Source organism: Pseudomonas inefficax (genome assembly GCF_032164165.1).
GTDB lineage: Bacteria > Pseudomonadota > Gammaproteobacteria > Pseudomonadales > Pseudomonadaceae > Aquipseudomonas > Aquipseudomonas inefficax.
This window is the reverse complement of record NZ_CP134401.1, coordinates 4,370,262-4,388,047: the sequence shown is the minus strand read 5'-3', so window position 1 is coordinate 4,388,047 and position 17,786 is coordinate 4,370,262. Positions and strand designations below refer to the sequence as shown.

Annotated in this window: 15 protein-coding genes, 1 tRNA gene and 1 pseudogene; 8 read left to right on the top strand and 9 right to left on the bottom strand. The window is 64.1% G+C overall.

Translation table 11 applies throughout. The features are described 5' to 3' along the window. Nucleotides 1-190: 190 nt before the first annotated feature. Nucleotides 191-2,116 carry a transglycosylase SLT domain-containing protein gene (locus tag RIN61_RS19815; protein WP_313853553.1) on the top strand — a complete coding sequence of 642 codons (1,926 nt, stop codon included), beginning with the start codon at nucleotides 191-193 and terminating at the stop codon, nucleotides 2,114-2,116. A gap of 129 nt (nucleotides 2,117-2,245) precedes the next feature. Here the strand turns inward: RIN61_RS19815 and RIN61_RS19810 are convergent, their stop codons facing one another. After that, nucleotides 2,246-3,049 carry an MOSC domain-containing protein gene (locus RIN61_RS19810; RefSeq protein ID WP_112252128.1) on the bottom strand — a complete coding sequence of 268 codons (804 nt, stop codon included), beginning with the start codon at nucleotides 3,047-3,049 and terminating at the stop codon, nucleotides 2,246-2,248. Between the two features lie 57 nt (nucleotides 3,050-3,106). Then, on the bottom strand, nucleotides 3,107-4,042 hold the full coding sequence (locus RIN61_RS19805) for a chemotaxis protein CheV (protein ID WP_112252127.1): 936 nt from the start codon (nucleotides 4,040-4,042) through the stop codon (nucleotides 3,107-3,109). 350 nt (nucleotides 4,043-4,392) lie between these two features. On the opposite strand from RIN61_RS19805, the gene RIN61_RS19800 reads away from it, so the two are divergent. From RIN61_RS19800 to RIN61_RS19790, 3 genes are all read left to right on the top strand, one after another. Next, a complete protein-coding gene (locus tag RIN61_RS19800; RefSeq protein ID WP_112252126.1) occupies nucleotides 4,393-4,902 on the top strand; it encodes a histidine kinase in 510 nt (169 codons plus the stop codon). A gap of 375 nt (nucleotides 4,903-5,277) precedes the next feature. Then, nucleotides 5,278-6,174: a sensor histidine kinase gene (locus RIN61_RS19795; protein WP_112252125.1), complete on the top strand. Its 897-nt coding sequence runs from the start codon at nucleotides 5,278-5,280 to the stop codon at nucleotides 6,172-6,174. Continuing rightward, complete coding sequence (locus RIN61_RS19790) at nucleotides 6,164-6,823, top strand: response regulator (protein WP_252379101.1); 660 nt, start codon at nucleotides 6,164-6,166, stop codon at nucleotides 6,821-6,823. The genes RIN61_RS19795 and RIN61_RS19790 overlap by 11 nt, the downstream gene beginning before the upstream one ends. Here RIN61_RS19790 and yegS read toward each other — a convergent pair. Continuing rightward, entirely contained in the window at nucleotides 6,807-7,694 is an 888-nt protein-coding gene (gene yegS / locus RIN61_RS19785; protein WP_313853546.1) for a lipid kinase YegS, read from the bottom strand. The genes RIN61_RS19790 and yegS overlap by 17 nt on opposite strands. A gap of 442 nt (nucleotides 7,695-8,136) precedes the next feature. Here yegS and RIN61_RS19780 point away from each other — a divergent pair, with 442 nt between their 5' ends. Next, the gene (locus RIN61_RS19780; protein ID WP_112252122.1) at nucleotides 8,137-9,363 is read left to right on the top strand and encodes a glycosyltransferase family 4 protein; all 1,227 of its coding nucleotides are present in this window, start codon (nucleotides 8,137-8,139) and stop codon (nucleotides 9,361-9,363) included. A gap of 9 nt (nucleotides 9,364-9,372) precedes the next feature. Here the strand turns inward: RIN61_RS19780 and RIN61_RS19775 are convergent, their stop codons facing one another. Together RIN61_RS19775 and moaB are read right to left on the bottom strand one after the other, a co-directional pair. Continuing rightward, entirely contained in the window at nucleotides 9,373-10,560 is a 1,188-nt protein-coding gene (locus tag RIN61_RS19775) for a molybdopterin molybdotransferase MoeA (protein ID WP_112252170.1), read from the bottom strand. Between the two features lie 22 nt (nucleotides 10,561-10,582). Continuing rightward, on the bottom strand, nucleotides 10,583-11,122 hold the full coding sequence (gene moaB / locus RIN61_RS19770; protein WP_025338313.1) for a molybdenum cofactor biosynthesis protein B: 540 nt from the start codon (nucleotides 11,120-11,122) through the stop codon (nucleotides 10,583-10,585). 188 nt (nucleotides 11,123-11,310) lie between these two features. On the opposite strand from moaB, the gene RIN61_RS19765 reads away from it, so the two are divergent. After that, on the top strand, nucleotides 11,311-11,532 hold the full coding sequence (locus tag RIN61_RS19765) for a YgdI/YgdR family lipoprotein (protein ID WP_025338312.1): 222 nt from the start codon (nucleotides 11,311-11,313) through the stop codon (nucleotides 11,530-11,532). An 80-nt stretch (nucleotides 11,533-11,612) separates the two neighbouring features. Next, a tRNA-Pro gene (locus tag RIN61_RS19760) sits at nucleotides 11,613-11,689 on the top strand. 190 nt (nucleotides 11,690-11,879) lie between these two features. Here the strand turns inward: RIN61_RS19760 and mqo are convergent. The 4 genes and pseudogenes from mqo to RIN61_RS19745 all read right to left on the bottom strand — a co-directional run bounded on the left by mqo (nucleotide 11,880) and on the right by RIN61_RS19745 (nucleotide 17,337). Then, nucleotides 11,880-13,454 (bottom strand): malate dehydrogenase (quinone), encoded by a 1,575-nt coding sequence (gene mqo / locus RIN61_RS19755; RefSeq protein ID WP_207878708.1) that lies wholly within the window; start codon nucleotides 13,452-13,454, stop codon nucleotides 11,880-11,882. A gap of 311 nt (nucleotides 13,455-13,765) precedes the next feature. Beyond that, nucleotides 13,766-14,470 (bottom strand): methyl-accepting chemotaxis protein, encoded by a 705-nt coding sequence (locus tag RIN61_RS26845; RefSeq protein WP_372239047.1) that lies wholly within the window; start codon nucleotides 14,468-14,470, stop codon nucleotides 13,766-13,768. Nucleotides 14,471-14,698: 228 nt separating this feature from the next. Beyond that, nucleotides 14,699-14,809: pseudogene (locus tag RIN61_RS26840) on the bottom strand (hypothetical protein); the annotation flags it as partial. Between the two features lie 764 nt (nucleotides 14,810-15,573). Next, nucleotides 15,574-17,337 carry an ABC transporter transmembrane domain-containing protein gene (locus RIN61_RS19745; RefSeq protein ID WP_112252169.1) on the bottom strand — a complete coding sequence of 588 codons (1,764 nt, stop codon included), beginning with the start codon at nucleotides 17,335-17,337 and terminating at the stop codon, nucleotides 15,574-15,576. 212 nt (nucleotides 17,338-17,549) lie between these two features. Here RIN61_RS19745 and RIN61_RS19740 point away from each other — a divergent pair, with 212 nt between their 5' ends. Continuing rightward, entirely contained in the window at nucleotides 17,550-17,723 is a 174-nt protein-coding gene (locus RIN61_RS19740) for a PA1571 family protein (protein WP_166674232.1), read from the top strand. Nucleotides 17,724-17,786 lie beyond the last annotated feature (63 nt).

The window sequence follows — 17,786 nt, the reverse complement described above, 5'->3', positions numbered from 1 at the left end:
CCTGACTTGGCCTGCGACGGCATCCGCCTGACCAGCCGGCGAGGGCTTTGCGACATCCGGTCGAACTTAATATCCGGATACAAGCACAGTGCTTTCACCCGCCGCCGGCAAACAGCTAAGCTAAGGCAATAGCTTCCATCAGTGCTGGCTCCGCCGTCACTTCCCCATGGTTCAACTGCCCGGACGTATCATGCGCAGCCGCCTGTTACAAATTGCTTCCTGCCTGCTGCTCAGCGCTGCCACCTGCGCCGCGCAGGCCGCCGACCTTACCCTGCAACGTCAGTACTATGACGAGGCCAAGCGTGCACTGGCCAAGGGCGACAAAGGCCCCTACCTGCGCTATGCCCAGGCCCTCAGCGACTACCCGCTGACGCCCTATCTGGCCTATGACGAACTCACCGCCCGCCTGAAAACCGCCAGCAACCAGGAAATCGAAGGCTTCCTCGCCAAGCATGGCGACCTGCCCCAGGCCAACTGGATGAAACTGCGCTGGTTGCGCTGGCTGGCCGAACGCGGCGAATGGAACACCTTCGTCAAGTACTACGACCCCAAGCTCAACTTCACCGAACTGGACTGCCTCAACGGCCAGTATCAGCTCAGCCACGGCCTGCGCGCCGAGGGCTTTGCCACGGCCGACAAACTGTGGAACGTCGGCAAGTCGCAGCCGGCCACCTGCGACACGCTGTTCGGCATGTGGGCGGCCGAGGGCCAGCTGACCGAGGCCAAGCGCTGGCAACGCACCAAGCTGGCGACCCAGGCGCGCAACTACGGCCTGGCCAACAACCTGGTCAAGACCCTGACCACCCTCGCCCCGCAGGGGCGCCTGCTGGTCGATGTAGCGCAGAAACCCGAGCTGCTCAACCAGCCGTCGCGCTTCACCCCGGTCAACGATGCCATGTCCGACGTGGTCAGCCTCGGCCTGCGCCGCCTGGCCCGGCAGGACCCTGAGCGGGCCATGGCGCTGCTCGACGACTACGCCCAGCGCATGCACTTTTCCCGTGACGAGAAGGTAGCCATCGCCCGCGAAATCGGCCTGACCCTGGCGCGCCGCTACGACCCGCGCGCGCTCGACCTGATGACCCGCTACGACCCCGAACTGCGTGACAACACCGTCAGCGAATGGCGCCTGCGCCTGCTGCTGCGCCTGGGCCGCTGGGAAGACGCCTACGAGCTGACCCGCCGCCTGCCCCAGGACCTGGCCAGCAGCAGCCGCTGGAAGTACTGGCAGGCGCGCAGCCTGGAGCTGGCGCAGCCGAACAATCCACAGGTCCCGCTGCTGTACAAGACCGTGGCGCGCGAGCGTGACTTCTACGGCTTCCTCGCCGCCGACCGGGCACAAACCCCTTACCAGCTGAACAACAAGCCGCTGGTGCTCAGCCCACAATTGGTCAACAAGGTACGCAACACCCCAGGCATTCGCCGTGCCCTGGAGTTCCACGCCCGCGGCCAGATCGTCGAAGGCCGCCGCGAGTGGTACCACGTCAGCCGCCACTTCAGCCGCGACGAAATGGTCGCCCAGGCACGCCTGGGCTACGACCTGCGCTGGTACTTCCCGGCCATTCGCACCATCAGCCAGGCGCAGTACTGGGACGACCTGGACATTCGCTTCCCGATGGCCCACCGCGACACGCTGGTGCGCGAGGCCAAGGTCCGCGGCCTGCATTCGAGCTGGGTATTCGCCATTACCCGCCAGGAAAGCGCATTCATGGAGGATGCCCGCTCCCCGGTAGGTGCCAGCGGCCTGATGCAGTTGATGCCGGCCACGGCCAAGGAAACCGCGCGCAAGTTCAGCATCCCGCTGGCATCACCGGCGCAGGTGCTCAACCCGGACAAGAACATCCAGCTGGGCGCTGCCTACCTGAGCCAGGTGCACAGCCAGTTCAACGGCAACCGGGTGCTCGCCTCGGCAGCCTACAACGCCGGGCCCGGGCGGGTGCGACAGTGGCTCAAAGGCGCCAAGCACCTGAGCTTCGATGTGTGGGTGGAGTCGATCCCGTTCGATGAAACGCGCCAGTACGTGCAGAACGTGCTGTCGTATTCGGTGATCTACGGGCAGAAGCTGAACTCGCCGCAGCCGCTGGTGGATTGGCATGAGCGGTACTTCGATGACATGTGATCGTCGCTGAGCCTGTGCCGGCCTTTTCGCGGGTAAACCCGCTCCCGCAGATATTTCACCGGTCCTGAATGCGGTGCAGTACCTGTGGGAGCGGGTTTACCCGCGAAGAGGCCGACCCAGGCAACACAGCTACTCCAGGATTTCGACCTGCATCCCTACCTCCAACCACCCGCTGCCATCCACCGCCAGGTTCTGCCCGAACAGCACATCCCCTTCCCTTTCGCGGAAGGTCCTGAGAGTGGCCATCGGCTCACGGTCCTCGCTGCGCTCGCCGGAAGCCGGGTCGATAGTGGTGAAGATGCAGCGCACACTGGGCTTGAGCACGCGAAACTCCAGGCTGCCGATACGAATCCGCTTCCAGCCGTCTTCTGCAAACGGCTCACCCCCCTGCACGACCAGGTTGGGCCGAAAACGCAGCATTTCCATGGGCCGGCCGACACGCCGGTCGAGTTCATCCAGCGAACCCTGGCCGATCAGCAACAGTGGAAAACCGTCCGGAAACGCCGCCCGGTCACTGTTGAAGCCATAGCCATTAGGCAGATAACGCGCACGCTGCTCCGGGCAATGGACCAGGCGCACGGCCTTGCCCAGCAACTGGCTCAGCCAGACCGCCGCCGCATCGCCCGCATCCGGCACTCGCAAGGTATCGCGCCAGATGGTCACACCACGCAGGGCGTCATCGGCAGGTGGCACAGGCACTCGCAACGGTGCCTGCCCAGGAGCTTCCAACAGCAACTGGCCGCTGTCATCATCGCTTGCCTTGATCTGGCCCAGCTGAGGCCAGGCGCGCTGGGTAAGGAAGCGTCCGTTCTCTTCCTCCACCACCATCCAGCGCCGGTCGCCCTGCAACCCCAGCAACCCCACCGGTGAAGCCTGCAGGCGTTGCGCCTGCCCCGACTTCACCGGGTACCGATACAGCTCACTGAGAAACATCCCTGCCGCCTCGCGTCATGCCAAAACGCCAAGCTTATACCCAGCAGGGGGCCGGGATCACGCGGTAGCGGCATCCAGCAACAGGCGTTGCTTGACCACTTCGACCAGGCGATCGGGCTGGAACTTGGACAGGAAGTTGTCGCAGCCCACCTTCTTCACCATCGATTCGTTGAAACTACCCGACAGCGAGGTGTGCAACACCACGTACAGCTGGCGCAGACGGGCATCGCCACGGATCTCGGTGGTCAACCGGTAGCCGTCCATTTCCGGCATCTCGGCGTCCGTGAACACCATCAGCAGCTTCTCGCACACGTTCTCGCCAGCGTCGGCCCAGCCCTTGAGCATGCGCAGCGCCTTCAAGCCATCACTGGCCACGTGCAGCTTCACGCCCAGCTGGGACAGGGTGTCGCGCAATTGCGCAAGGGCCACGCTGGAGTCGTCCACCAGCAGCACTTCGCGGCCGCGAGCCCGGGCCAGCACCGGGTCGGCGAGCTTGTCACCGGAAACCCGGGCGTTATACGGCACGATCTCGGCCAGCACCTTCTCCACATCGATCACTTCCACCAGCTTGTCGTCGACCTTGGTGATGGCCGTCAGGTAGTGCTGGCGCCCGGCGCTGGACGGCGGCGGCATGATCGCTTCCCAGTTCATGTTGACGATGCGGTCGACACCGCCCACCAGAAAGGCCTGCACCGAGCGGTTGTACTCGGTGACGATGATGGTGCTGTCCGGCCCCGGCTGCAGCGGGCGCATGCCGATCGCCTGGGACAGGTCGATCACCGGCAGGGTCTGGCCGCGCAGGTTGACCACGCCGCAGACGAAAGCGTGGCGCTGGGGCATCAGGGTCAGCTTGGGCAGTTGCAGCACTTCCTGCACCTTGAACACGTTGATCGCGAACAGCTGGCGGCCGGCCAGGCGAAACATCAGGATTTCCAGGCGGTTCTCACCCACCAGTTGCGTACGTTGGTCTACCGTGTCGAGAATGCCAGCCATTGGAAAGCCCCCAGGCTTGAGTCGGAAAAAGTGAAATCATCTACCCTGTATCGGCGGCTTCACCCACACCTTGACCCCTTCGGGAAAATGCCGGGAAGGTAATTGATATCACTTTACCATCATGCTTTACTGCGAGAAGCGCAGGTTATTGAGCGGAACGGTAAAAGTTCCCCACCTGAGCCCCTTATCAGGGAAACCCTTAGCCACAATCGGGCGCAACCTGATGTTCGCGATATCCTTTAGCCATTAATGTGACGCCATTCTCATTGCATGAATGGAGTCAGGCTTTTGTTAGCTATCGTTTTGGCGTGCCCGTCCCCTGCGCCTGCCCCACGCGCGGGTGCATCATGATGGACAGCGCCTTGTCGTTCGATACCGCCCTGCAGGGGTTCCTGCTGGATGCCCAGGTCCTGCTGACCCAGGCCCAGGAATGCCTGCAGCACCTGGAACTGATCGACAACGACCCGGATGCTTGCCACTGCCTGGACAATGCCCTCGACAACCTCGCTCGACAGGCCGCACACCTGGGCCTGCGCGAAGTGGCCCACTACACGACCGCCCTGCAGCAGCTGCTGGCACCGGCCTGCCAGGGCGGTTGCCTGCAGCGCGAAGCCCTGCCTGCGGTAGAGGCCTGCCTGACCTTGCTGGCCTGGCAGCTGGAACTGGTCGACCCTTGCACCGGGCGGCTCAACCTGGACATCGGCGAACAGCTGGTGCTGCTAGGTGAACTGGCCAAGGCCGTGCAGCAACCGTTCGCACAACCCTGCACGTCCTGCAAGGAGCAAGGCAGCGTGTGCATCCACCCGCATTCCGAGACGGCAGGCAGCACGCACTCCGGCCGCTCATCCACCACCTATTGAACTGGCGCAAGATGCAGCCGGGCACGTTTATTCAAGCCCACTCTGGTCGAACTTGGAAAGTTCCAGAAGTTTTCCAGGTTGCCATGGGCCAAGTTGAATCAACAGCGCGCAAGTTGCATGGCAAGTGCCTGTTGCGTGATCAAGCCGAGTGGCACATTGCTACCCTTCAGCGCCCGCCCCGCAAGCGTTTCATGGCGTTTCCCGACCGCGACCAATGCACTGCGAAGTGGTAATATGCGCCCCCACAAACGCTTGCACCCTGCAACAAGGTGGCAAGATCACGTGCTCGAAAGTAAATAGCAAGTACTGCTACAAAGCCTCTGACATGGATAGTGCAAGGCCTCCATCAGCAATACTTCAGTGGCTCCTCTACCTATGTTTCCACACTTGAAGACTTCCTTGCGGTGCTGCTTCCGCGCCACCCTGCTGCGCTGGGCGACGGTCGGGCTGTGCGTGGCCTCGCTGGTCGCCAACCTGATGCTGTACCTGGCCGACCAGGCGATTCCGGCCAGCCTGCTGGTGCTGCAGCTCGCCGCCACGCTGGGCGCAGCCGTGCACCTGGCCCTGGGCGCCAGGTCGATCAGCCTGCGCCCGGCGGAACTGGCCGAGCGCATGCTCAAAGTCCAGGAGGACGAGCGCCAGCACCTGAGCCGGGAACTGCACGACGACATCGGCCAGCTGCTCACCGCCGCCAAGCTGCAACTGCAGTGGCTGCAAAAGCGCATGCCCGATGAGCTTCAAGGCCACTGCGACACCCTGCGCAGCACGCTGGATGACACGTTGGGCAACGTGCGCGATGTTTCCGCCCTCCTCAACCCGCGGCAGTTGGCCAGCCTGGGCCTGGAAGCCAGCCTGCGCGCACACCTGGTGCGCACCCTGGGCAACAGCGGCGTGCACTGGAGCCTGGCGTGCAACCAGCGCCTGGGGGGCATCGACGAGGCCGTGGCCATGGCGGTGTTCCGCATTACCCAGGAAGCCGTGACCAACATGCTGCGTCACGCCCAGGCACGCAACCTGGTAGTCCGCCTGCAGCGCACCCCCGAGGGGTTGGCGTTGTCGATCCACGACGATGGCCGCGGTTTCGTGCCCGCCAGGCAACCGGCCGAAGCAGGTCAACGGGGCCTGGCCGGCATGCAGGAGCGGGTAACCGCGTTACGGGGCAGCCTGGACATCACCAGCCAGCTCGGCCTGGGCACGCACATCGAGGCGATGTTCCCATGGCCACCGCGCACCCAGCAACGCGCCAGGAGTACTGCTACCCATGACCTGTAAACTGCTGCTGGTAGACGACCACTCGCTGATCCGCGCCGGTGTGCGCGCGCTGGTCTGCGACATCCCCGGTTATGACGTGATCGGTGAAGCCGACGACGGCAGCCAGTTGCTCGAGCAGGTGCGCACGCTGACGCCGGACATCGTCTTGCTGGACATCTCCATGCGCTCGACCAGCGGCCTGGACGCCCTCACCCAACTGCGCGCCAGCGGCAGCACCTGCAAAGTGCTGATCCTGTCGATGCACACCGACCCGGACCTGATCATGCGCGCCCTGGAAAGCGGCGCCCACGGCTACTTGCTCAAGGACACCAGCGCCACTGAACTGGAGCAGGCCCTGGCGGCGGTGCGCAACGGCGAGCGCTACCTCAGCCCAGCCATCGCCCATACGGTCATCAACCAGGCGCTGCAGCACAACAGGCAGGGCAAGCAACCCGCTGGCGAGCGGCATAACCTCACGGCGCGGCAGCTGGAAATCCTGCGCCTGATCGTGCGCGGCAAGTCCACCCGGGAAATCGCCAACGGCCTGGGCCTGTCGATCAAGACAGTGGAAACCCACCGCTCGCAAGTCATGAAACGCCTGCAGATCCATGACGTGGCCGGCCTGGTGCTGTTCGCCGTGCGCGAGAAAATCATCAGCCTGGACGACTGAGCAACGGCGACCCGTCTGGCAGGTGCAAGCGCAATGCGGCGCGCCTGGCCTGGAAGCGCAACGTGTCGGCCTGCACCGGCTCGCCATCGAGGTTGATGTCCAGCCCCTGCGAGCACTTGATATCGACCCAGGGCAACCGGGCCCTGACGAACAGACCGTTACCGGCCAACAGCTCACGCAGCGCCCCAACCATCTCCTGTGGTGCCGGCAGGATGGCGATGTCGAGCAAGCCGTCGTCCACCAGGGCTTCGGGGCATAGCACCTGCCCACCCCCGGCCTGGCGGCCATTGCCGATCCCCAGCGCCAGCAGGTCACCCTGCCATTCGAAGCCCGGCCCTTGCAGCTCCACCGAGGCTGCCTGCAGTTCGCTGAAGCGCGACAGCCCGGTGAACAGATAGGCGGCCCCGCCCAGCACTTTCTTCAGGTCTTCGGAGGTATTGGCCGTGACCTGGCTGCCAAAACCGCCGGTGGCCATGTTGAGGAACAACTGGTCGCCGGCCTGGCCCAGGTCTATCGGCTTTGCGGGTATGTTGAGCAAGGCCAGGGCCGTGGCAGGCTCCAGGGGTATGCCGGCGGCCTTGGCAAAATCGTTGGCCGTGCCCAGCGGCAACAACGCCAGGCTGGCCTCGGTACCGGCCAGCCCCATGGCCTCGGCGACATCACGCAGCGTGCCATCCCCGCCTCCGGCGACGATATGGCCATAACCGGCGGCCAGCGCCTCGGTGACCAGGCGCTGGGCATCACCGGCCTCCCAGGTGACCCGCACATCCAGCACCCAGCCGCTGTCGCGCAAGCCATGCACGGCACCGCGCAGGTCTTCGTTCATGGCCTGCTTGCCGTGCAGGATCAGCATTGCCTTGCGCCCTTGCATGTGTGCGCCTCCGTGAAGTGATCAACCCAGATCTCGACCCTTTGCAATCGCGGATCGTTGCATGCGCCCAAAAAAATAGCAGGCCGCTCCCCAGTTCCTGTCAGTTAAGCAATTCGGGGCCGCTTTGCGGCCCATCGCCGGCAAGCCAGCTCCCACAGGTACTGCACAATGCTTGAGGTCTATGCGGTCGGGGTGGGAGCTGGCTTGCCGGCGATGGGCTGCAAAGCAGCCCCAGTAAAGCCTGTAGAAACCTTAACTGACTGGCATTAGGCCGCTCCCAGTATTTAATTGCGTAGGCCGGTCAATTCCCACACGCCTGGCAATGGACAGCTATGCTCAGCAGATACGTTTTCTTGCCATGGACGCGCCCCGGCAGTGGTTTCACCACTGCCGCCATCGGGCGCGTCTTGCTATCCGCAGCCTTTAGCGAGGATTTCGGGTCATGCGCATTCTCTGGACACTGCCATATCTGCCCTGGCCGACCACCAGCGGCAGCAAGACCCGGCAATACCACCTGATACGCGCACTGGCCCAGCGGGGCCACCGGATTACCCTGCTGGTGCAATCGAAGATGCCCCTCGGCGATGCCGCCCGCGATGCCCTGGAACCGCTGCTCGAACGCCTGATCGTAATCCCCCGCCGCCCTCTGCACAGCCCGCTCAATCTGCTGGCCTCGCCGATCATCGCCTACCCTATGCGGGCAATCATCAATGGCCTGGCTCCTTGCCTGCGGCACCGCTTCGAGCAATTGCTGGACGAGCCCTGGGATGTGATCCAGATCGAGCACAGCTACAGTTTCCAGCCCTTCGAAAAGGCCCTGCAGGCACGCGGACTGCCATACATGCTCAGCGAGCACACCCTGGAATCGGTGATGGGTAGCGCCAGCCACGATCGCCTGCCGCTGTGGCTGCGCCCGCTCAACGCCTTCGACCGCTGGCGCTATCGACGCTGGGAGCAGCGAGTATTGCGCCAACCCAGCGAACTGGTGGCGGTCAGCGCCCACGATGCCGAGCTGATCGCGCAGATCAGCGGGCGCCCGGTGAACGTGGTGGTCAATGGCGTGGACTGTGATTTCTACCAGCACGTGCAACCTGCGCTACACAGCCAGCGCCTGCTGTTCGTTGGCAACTTCGAGTATGGCGCCAACCTGGAGGCCATCGAATGGGCGCTGGAAGACATCATGCCGCAGGTCTGGATGAGCAACCCGGCAGTGCGCCTGGCGATTGCCGGGCATGCCATGCCGGCCAGCTGGAAACTGCACTGGAGCGACCCGCGCATCGAATGGTTCGGCTACCGCCCAGACCTGCGTGAGCTGCAGCGGCGTTCGGCACTGTTCTTCGCACCGCTGCGCTATGCCGGTGGCTCCAAGGTGAAAATCCTCGAAGCGATGGCCGCCGGTTTGCCGGTGATCACCACCGGCAAAGGTGTTTCAGGCCTGGCTGCGAACAACGGTGAGCACTACCTGGGCAGTGAGGATGGCGACCAGCTGGCCCTGCTGATCACGCAGTTGCTCAACCAGCCCTGGCGCATGAGCCAGTTGAGCGATGCCGGGCGCCAGTTCGCCCGCCAGCGCCACGACTGGAGCGTGGCCGCCCAGCAGCTGGAGAACGTGCACATGCGCCTGGCTCAGGCGGCACCAGTCGCGGCCGTGCCGCTGGCCAGTGCCTGACTGACCCGCTCAGCCAAGCAGTTCGCTGAACGGGATGAACGGCACGCTGTCACCCTGCTTCGGCGTACTGCCTTCACGAACTTCGACCAGCCCATCGGCCCAGGCCGCACTGCGCAGCACGCCAGAACTCTGGTTCTTGTAGATGCGCACCTGCCCTTGTTCGACGCGGGCGCGCAAGTACTCGCGGCGCGTGCCGGGCTTGGGCCAGTCAAAGCCGGCCGGCATGTCGAAGCGCAACGGCGTGACATCGGTCACGCCCTGGCGCCGCAACAGGTAGGGTCGTGTCAGCAGGCCGAAGGTGACCAGGGTCGAGGCCGGGTTACCCGGCAGGCCGATTACCGGCACACCCTGGAAGTGGCCGAAGGTCAGCGGCTTGCCCGGTTTGATCGCCAGCTTCCACAAGGCCAGTTCGCCAGCTTCGCGCAGGGCGGCGCCGAGGTAGTCGGCCTCGCCTACCGAGACACCGCCGGTGGACAGGATCAGGTCGACATCGCCCAGTTCGGCCAGGCAGGTGCGGGTGCGTGCCAGGTCATCCGGCAGGATGCCCGCATCGACCACCTCGCAGCCCAGCCGCTGCAACCAGCTTACCAGCAGCCGACGGTTGCTGTTGTAGATCTGCCCCGGCCCCAGCGGCAGGCCGGGTTCGACCAGTTCGTCACCGGTGGACAGCACCGCTACCCGCACCTTGCGCACCACATCCAGGCGGCCGTGGCCCAAGGTCGCAGCCAGGCCCAGCTCGATCGGCCCCAGCCGGGTGCCGGCGCTCATCACCTGTTCGCCCTTGCGGGTTTCCTGGCCTTGGGGACGAATGTTCTGCCCGGTCTTCAGCGCTTCGAGAAAACGTACCCGGCCATCCTCCGTCACTTCGGTGTTTTCCTGCATCTCGACGCAGTCGGCACCTTCGGGCAGCGGTGCCCCGGTGAAGATGCGCGCACAGGTGCCCGGTTGCAGCGGCTGCGGCGCATGGCCGGCAAAAATCCGCTGGCTGACCGGCAGTGGTTCGCCCTGCCAGTCGGCCAGGCGCAAGGCATAACCATCCATGGCGCTGTTCGGCCAAGGCGGCAGGTCGAGCGAGGCCACCAGGTCGGTGGCCAGCACTCGGCCCTCCGCCTCGGCCAGCGGCAGGTTCTCGGCATCGCGGATCGGTGCCGCCTCGGCCAACGCCAGCAGCTGCTCCAGGGCCTGTTCCACCGGCATCAGCGGCCGGGCCTGGCGCACCTCAGCCACGGCTGTCGCAGGCCGCTGCCTGCTTCAGGTGCGGCACGAAGTTGCACGGGCGATGGCGGGCATCCAGCTGCTCGGCGAGGATACCGTCCCAACCAGTGCGCACCGCGTTGGTCGAACCCGGCAGGCAGCACACCAGGGTACCGTTGGCCAGCCCGGCCAGGGCGCGCGACTGCACGGTGGAGGTGCCGATGTCGGCCACGGAAATCTGCCGGAACAGTTCGCCAAAACCTTCTACCTGCTTGTCCAGCAGGCAGGCCACGGCCTCGGGCGTACTGTCGCGACCGGTAAAGCCGGTGCCGCCGGTGATCAGCACCACCTGCACGCTGTCATCGGCAATCCAGGTGGCGACCTGGGCGCGAATCTTGTACAGGTCGTCTTTGAGCAGCACACGCTCGGCCAAGCGATGGCCAGCTGCACTCAGCCGGTCGACGAACAGCTGGCCGGAGGTATCGGTGTCGAAGGTACGTGTGTCGCTGACCGTGAGCACGGCGATGTTCAGCGGCACGAAGGGGGTATCTGCCTTGGCTTTCATGGGGGTCCGTCACAACAGGATGGGATGGCGGCAGTTATAACACAGCGCACGCCCATCACAGCGTGACGCCCATGGCCCTTGCCCTCGATCAATGCCACGGTTTTGCCGCTATGCTGCACTGTAGACGGAACTTGCGTGGACGCCCTGCGTCTTAATGTCATCTAGCACCATCGCACTGGAGAAACACGATGATTCAACGGACCCTACCCGCCTTCCTGCTCGCCTTGGGCCTGGGCGCCCTCGCTGGCTGCGCATCGCCAACCGTCATTACCCTGAACGACGGTCGCGAAATCCAGGCCACCGACACACCGAAGTTCGACGAAGACTCGGGCTTCTACGAATTCGAGCAGCTGGACGGCAAGCGCACGCGCCTGAACAAGGACCAGATCCGCACCGTGAAAGAGCTCTGATCGCAGCCTGTTTTTTGCAAAGGCCCTTTCAACAACAAGGGCTTGCGTGCAAAAAAAGTATGCAGTAGGATTTCTTTCATCGGAGTGTAGCGCAGCCAGGTAGCGCGTCTCGTTCGGGACGAGAAGGCCGCAGGTTCGAATCCTGTCTCTCCGACCAGATCCTCATCAAAAAGCCCGCCTTGTGCGGGCTTTTTGTTGCGCATTGAAAAGTCCCTGTAGGAGCGGCCTTGTGTCGCGATGGGCCGCAAAGCGGCCCCAGATCCCGGCATCGCTGCACATATCGCCGGGGCTGCTTCGCAGCCCTCTCGCGACACAAGGCCGCTCCTACAAAGGGCTGCGTCAACCGGTCATAACGCTTGCTCGGCCTCCACCGGCACATACAGCAACTGCAGGCGCTCGCTGCTCCATGCCCGGGTCTGGTTGGTCAGCGCCAGGTTGTTGTTCAGCTTCTGCCCATAGCTCGGCACGATTTCCTTGAGCCTGGCCTGCCAGGCTGGCGACTGGATACGGTCCTTGAAGGTCTTTTCCAGCACGGTCAGCATGATCGGCGCCGCAGTCGAGGCGCCCGGCGAGGCGCCCAGCAACGCAGCGATGCTGCCGTCCTGTGCCGCCACTACTTCAGTACCGAACTGCAGCACACCGCCCAGTACCGGGTCCTTCTTGATCACCTGCACCCGCTGGCCGGCCTGCAGCAGCTTCCAGTCCTCGTTCTTGGCGTTGGGGAAATACTCGCGCAGCGCGTTCATGCGGTCATCGAAACTGAGCATCAACTGCCCCATCAGGTAGGTGCTGAGGTCGATGTTGTCGATACCGGCATTGACCATCGGCAGCACATTGTGGCTGTTCAGCGAGGCGAACATATCCAGTAGCGAGCCGTGCTTGAGGTACTTGGTGGAGAAGGTCGCGAACGGGCCGAACAGCAGCACCTGCTTGCCATCGATCATCCGCGTGTCCAGGTGTGGTACCGACATCGGCGGTGCACCGACCGAGGCCTTGCCGTACAGTTTGGCCTGGTGGCGGGCGACCAGGTCGGGGTTGTCGGTCATCAGGAACTGGCCACCGACCGGGAAGCCGGCATAGCCTTCGGCTTCGGGGATGCCCGACTTCTGCAGCAGCTTCAGCGCGCCACCACCGGCACCGATGAAAACGAAGCGGGCGTTGACGGCCTTTTCCTCGCCGCCGTTGGCCAGGTCAGCCACCCGCACATGCCAGGTGCCGTCATCGTTGCGCACGATGTCGCGCACCTCATGACGCAGGTTAAGCGACACATTGGGGTTGCGGCTCATCGCAGCGAACAACTGGCGGGTGATTTCGCCGAAGTTCACGTCCGTACCGATGGCCATGCGCGTGGCGGCGATTTTCTGGTCCGGGTCACGGCCTTCCATCACCAGCGGTGCCCATTTGCGGATCTGCTCATGGTCTTCGGAAATTTCCATGCCGCGGAACAGCGAGCTGTGCTGCAGGGCGTCGACGCGCTTGTGCAGGAAGGCGACGTTGTCATCACCCCACACAAAGCTCATGTGCGGCACGTTGTTGATGAACGACTTCGGGTTGCTCAGCACGCCCTGTTCGACCTGATAGGCCCAGAACTGCTTGGAAACCTCGAACTGCTCGTTGACCCCCACGGCTTTGCTGATGTCGATGCTACCGTCCTTGCCGACGCTGGTGTAGTTCAGCTCACAGAACGCGGAGTGGCCGGTACCGGCGTTGTTCCAGGCGTTGGAGCTTTCTTCGGCTACCTGATCCAGGCGTTCGTAGACGTCGACCTTCCAGGAAGGCTCCAGTTCGGTGAGGTAGGTGCCCAGGCTGGCACTCATGATGCCACCACCAATCAGCAACACGTCGACGGTCTTTTCCGGCTCCGCGGGTTTGGAGCAGCCGATGACGCCCAGGCAGAGGAACGTCAGCAGGAATTTCTTCATTGATGTTATCCAGTTGTTGTGTACACGCGCGGCGCCTTGAGCAGGGAACGTGCCAACTGGGTCTGGAGCAGTGAATACAGGGGACAGATGACTGGGAGGATGGCGAAAATCCGCCAGAGGGCCGGATGCATTGCAATGAAATGGCGGATTTCCCCGCCTTGCGCAGCCCTTGTAGGAGCGGCCTTGTGTCGCGATGGGCTGCAAAGCAGCCCCAGTATTTCGCAAAAATGTTGATATCGAAGGGGGCTGCTTTGCAGCCCATCGCGACACAAGGCCGCTCCTACAGGGACCGCGTCAGGCATGTGGAGGCGTCAGGCGGTGAGGCGGGAGGTGACTTCGCCCAACTGCCCCGACAGCCCATGCAGGCGCTGCCCCGCCTGTTCGGTATGCTGCACCGCCTGCTGATTGGCCGTGGCGATGCGGGTGATTTCGATCAGGTTGCGCGAGATGTCCTCCGCCACGCTGGTCTGTTCTTCTGCTGCCGTGGCGATCTGCCGATTCATGTCGCGGATCGCCTCCACCGCCAGGGTGATGCGCTGCAGCATCTGCCCGGCCTGCTGCACCTGCTCGGCACCTTCCTCACTGCGCTGCTGGCCGCTTTCGATGGCCTTGACCGCCTCCACCGCCCCCGACTGCACCGCTTCGATGATCTGGTGGATTTCGGCGATCGACGCCGCCGTGCGCTGGGCCAGGCTGCGCACCTCATCGGCAACGACGGCAAAACCACGCCCGGCCTCGCCGGCACGGGCCGCTTCGATGGCCGCGTTGAGCGCCAGCAGGTTGGTCTGCTCGGCAATGCCACGGATCACTTCGAGGACTTTGCCAATGCGTGTGCTGTCATGCTCCAGATCGCGAATCACCGCCGCCGTGCCGGCAATTTCGCGGTTGACCACGCCGATGATGTCGATGGTCTGCTGCATCACCTGCTCGCCCGCCTGGGCACTGTGGTCGGCATCGTCCGCCGCGCGAGCGGCCTCGGCGGCGTGGCGGGCGACTTCCTGGGCGGTGGCGGACATCTCGTGCATGGCCGTGGCCACCTGGTCGGTGCGCTGGAACTGGTCGTGGGTACCACGGGCCATGTCACCGGCAATGCTGCGCAACTGGCCGCTGGCGCCTTCCAGTTCCTGGGCGTTGTCCTGCAGCCGGCCTACCGTGTCGGCGAGAAAGTCGCGCAGGGTGTTGGCGGCCCGCGCCAGGCGGCCCAGTTCGTCCTCGCGGCGGCTGTCTACCCGGGCGGCAAAGCGGCCCTGGCTAAGCTGCGCGACATACTCGATCAACTGGCGGATCGGCTCGATCAGGCTGCGGTTGACCAGCCACAGGCTGAGCAGCCCCACCAACACGGCTGAAGCCAGCATCACCAGCAGGCCCAGCCATACCGTGCGTTCGGCGCCAGCACTGAGGCTGGCGGCATGCTGACGGGCTTCGGCACGCAGTTGCTCGACCAGTTCGCTCATCTGCTCGCTGGCAGCGCGGTCCACACCCTTTACCGCCTGGTCGCCAGCCACCGGATCGCCGCCTGCCGCCAGGAATGCCTGGCGCCCCTGCGCATAGGCCTGGCCCAGCTGTCGGTGGCTATCACGCAGTTGCTGCAGCGGCGCTTCAAGCCTGGCGTCGCTGCTATCGATCAATTGCCCGAGCAGTTGCTGCACCTGCTGCTCGCGAGCCTGGAACTGCTGCCAGTACTTGTCCATGTCAGCCGGCTGGCGCCCGCGCAACAGCACGTTCTTCCACTCCTGCACCTGGATCTTGAACTGCAGGTTGGCTTCGTCGATCAATTGCGAGGCCCGCAGCGGCCCGTCAACCAGCTCGGCGTAGCCGCGCACGCTGGAAGAGAGAAACTGGAAGCACACCAGGGCGATCAGCAACATCGCCACCAGACTGCCGCCGAGCAGGGAGAGAATTTGCACTCTGAGGGATTTACGCAGCATCTTGGATCTCGGAAAACAGGAGGAAGACCGGGGGCCGCGCAAGTTGGCAATAGGGTGCAACGCAGCCCGGTTGCTGGCAGGCCAAAAAAAGGCTGCCATCAAGCAATGGCAGCCAGGTCGAGCACTTACGCAACAGTTGAGCTAGATACTCTCAGGCAAATACTACAGAAATGTTACAACGCCACTACAAGCTACCCCGTGGTGAACTGCAAGGCCGCCAGCCGGGCATACAGCGGGCTCTCTTCGATCAACTGGCGATGCGTCCCCACTGCCACCAGCCGGCCCTTGTCGATGACCGCGATACGGTCGGCATGCTGCACTGTAGCCAGGCGATGGGCGATAACCAGGGTGGTGCGCCCGGCCATCAGGCTTGGCAGCGCCTGCTGGATCAGGTGTTCGCTTTGTGCGTCGAGTGCGCTGGTGGCTTCATCCAGCAACAGGATCGGCGCATCGACCAGCAATGCACGGGCGATGGCCAGGCGCTGCCGCTGCCCGCCGGACAGGCCGATGCCACCCTCGCCCAGCGGTGTCTGGTAGCCCTGCGGCAACTGCCGGATGAATGCGTCGGCATAGGCGCCCCGGGCCGCTGCCTCGACCTCGGCCAGGGTCGCCTCGGGCCTGCCATAACGGATGTTGGCCTCGACCGTGCCGCGAAACAGCGAGGGGTTCTGTGCCACCAGGGCGAACTGCTGGCGCAGTTGTTCGGGGTCGAGTTCGGTGATAGCCCGGCCATCGAGCAGGATGCGCCCTTGCTGGGGGTCGTAGAAACGCAGCAACAAATCGAACAAGGTCGACTTCCCCGCCCCCGAGGGGCCCACCAGCGCCACGGTCTGCCCCGGCTCGATGACCAGGCTCAGGCCATCGACAGCCGCCACCGACGGCCGTGACGGATAGGCGAACACCAACTGCTGCAACTCGATACGCCCACTGGCCCGCTGCTGGGGCAGCGCCTGCGCCACAGCGGGCGGCAGGATCGCACTGCGTGCAGCCAACAGTTCGGCAATGCGCTCGGCCGCGCCCGCCGCCCGCTGCAACTCGCCGATCACCTCGCTGAGGGTGCCAAAGGCACTGCCGACGATCAGGCTGTAGAACACGAATGCGGCCAGTTCGCCTGCGGAAATGCGCCCGGCGATCACGTCCATGCCGCCGACCCACAACATCACCCCCACCGCTCCCAGTACCAGCACGATCACCAGGGTGATAAGCCAGGCACGCTGGGCAATCCGTTGCCGGGCCACGGCAAACGCCGCTTCGACCGTGCCGGCGAACAGTTCGCGGTCATGCGCCTGGTGGTTGTAGGCCTGCACGGTCTTGATCTGCCCGAGGGTCTCGGCCACATAGCTGCCCACATCGGCCACCCGGTCCTGGCTCTGTCGCGACAGGCTGCGTACCCGGCGGCCGAACAGCAGGATCGGCGCCAGTACCAGCGGCAAAGCCACCACCACGATGCTGGTGAGCTTGGGGTTGGTGACGAACAGCAACACCACGCCACCGATGACCATCAGTGCGTTGCGCAGGAACATCGACAACGAAGAGCCAATTACCGATTGCAACAAGGTGGTGTCGGCGGTCAACCGCGACTGGATCTCGGAACTGCGGTTGTCTTCGAAAAAACCAGGATGCAAGCCGATCAGGTGGTCGAACACGGCCCGACGGATATCGGCCACGCAGCGCTCGCCGATCCACGACACGAGGTAGAAGCGGCTGAAGGTACCCACCGCCAAGGCCACCACCAGCAACAGGAACAGGCCGATGGTCTGGTTGAGCTGATGCGCGGAGCGGGTCATGAAGCCCTGGTCCACCAGCAGGCGGATGCCCTGGCCCATGGACAGGGTGATGGCGGCGGTGACTACCAGGGCCAACAAGGCCAGCAGCACCTGCCGACGGTATGGGCGGACAAACTGCCAACCCAGGCGCAAGGCGCGGCGTTGACGCGGGGAAACCGATTCGGGCATGGCGCTGACCACGATAGAGGGAAACCGCAGCCTATCACTCATCCACGCCTATGGAACCCTTGCCGGGTTGCTATAGCCTATCGATCTAACCAGGCTATGGAGCTTTGCTGCCGTTTCTGCTGGACTGTGCCTGCCGTGACCCTGCCGGCACTGTCACAGGCCAGTCACGGCACAGGGTTAACCTGCGCTTGAACCTGATGAGGAGACAATACATGAGCTTGCAGCATGGCAGCGACAACCAGAAGCCCCGGACCACCCCACCGCCGCAGGTGTGCGGTTCGATCATCGATGCCCAGGGGCGCGAAGTACCGATCACCGAGCAGATGATCCAGCAGGCCTGCAAGGCCCTGGAAGAAAGCCGGGTCGAGCGCGTACGCAAAGGTTGATCGGCGAATTCTTGCAACCCGGCGCTTGCGCCGGGTTTTTATTTGCCTGAATCCTGTGCTGGC

What these genes read in the sequence shown, in the direction of transcription:
- RIN61_RS19780 (WP_112252122.1), top strand. Translation starts at nt 8,137, where the DNA reads ATGCGCATTCTCTGGACACTGCCATATCTGCCCTGGCCGACCACCAGC.
- mqo (WP_207878708.1), bottom strand. Translation starts at nt 13,454, where the DNA reads ATGAAGAAATTCCTGCTGACGTTCCTCTGCCTGGGCGTCATCGGCTGC.
- RIN61_RS19740 (WP_166674232.1), top strand. Translation starts at nt 17,550, where the DNA reads ATGAGCTTGCAGCATGGCAGCGACAACCAGAAGCCCCGGACCACCCCA.
- moaB (WP_025338313.1), bottom strand. Translation starts at nt 11,122, where the DNA reads ATGAAAGCCAAGGCAGATACCCCCTTCGTGCCGCTGAACATCGCCGTG.
- RIN61_RS19745 (WP_112252169.1), bottom strand. Translation starts at nt 17,337, where the DNA reads ATGCCCGAATCGGTTTCCCCGCGTCAACGCCGCGCCTTGCGCCTGGGT.
- yegS (WP_313853546.1), bottom strand. Translation starts at nt 7,694, where the DNA reads ATGCAAGGGCGCAAGGCAATGCTGATCCTGCACGGCAAGCAGGCCATG.
- RIN61_RS19800 (WP_112252126.1), top strand. Translation starts at nt 4,393, where the DNA reads ATGGACAGCGCCTTGTCGTTCGATACCGCCCTGCAGGGGTTCCTGCTG.
- RIN61_RS19790 (WP_252379101.1), top strand. Translation starts at nt 6,164, where the DNA reads ATGACCTGTAAACTGCTGCTGGTAGACGACCACTCGCTGATCCGCGCC.
- RIN61_RS19795 (WP_112252125.1), top strand. Translation starts at nt 5,278, where the DNA reads ATGTTTCCACACTTGAAGACTTCCTTGCGGTGCTGCTTCCGCGCCACC.
- RIN61_RS19805 (WP_112252127.1), bottom strand. Translation starts at nt 4,042, where the DNA reads ATGGCTGGCATTCTCGACACGGTAGACCAACGTACGCAACTGGTGGGT.
- RIN61_RS26845 (WP_372239047.1), bottom strand. Translation starts at nt 14,470, where the DNA reads ATGTCCGCCACCGCCCAGGAAGTCGCCCGCCACGCCGCCGAGGCCGCT.
- RIN61_RS19765 (WP_025338312.1), top strand. Translation starts at nt 11,311, where the DNA reads ATGATTCAACGGACCCTACCCGCCTTCCTGCTCGCCTTGGGCCTGGGC.
- RIN61_RS19775 (WP_112252170.1), bottom strand. Translation starts at nt 10,560, where the DNA reads ATGCCGGTGGAACAGGCCCTGGAGCAGCTGCTGGCGTTGGCCGAGGCG.
- RIN61_RS19810 (WP_112252128.1), bottom strand. Translation starts at nt 3,049, where the DNA reads ATGTTTCTCAGTGAGCTGTATCGGTACCCGGTGAAGTCGGGGCAGGCG.
- RIN61_RS19815 (WP_313853553.1), top strand. Translation starts at nt 191, where the DNA reads ATGCGCAGCCGCCTGTTACAAATTGCTTCCTGCCTGCTGCTCAGCGCT.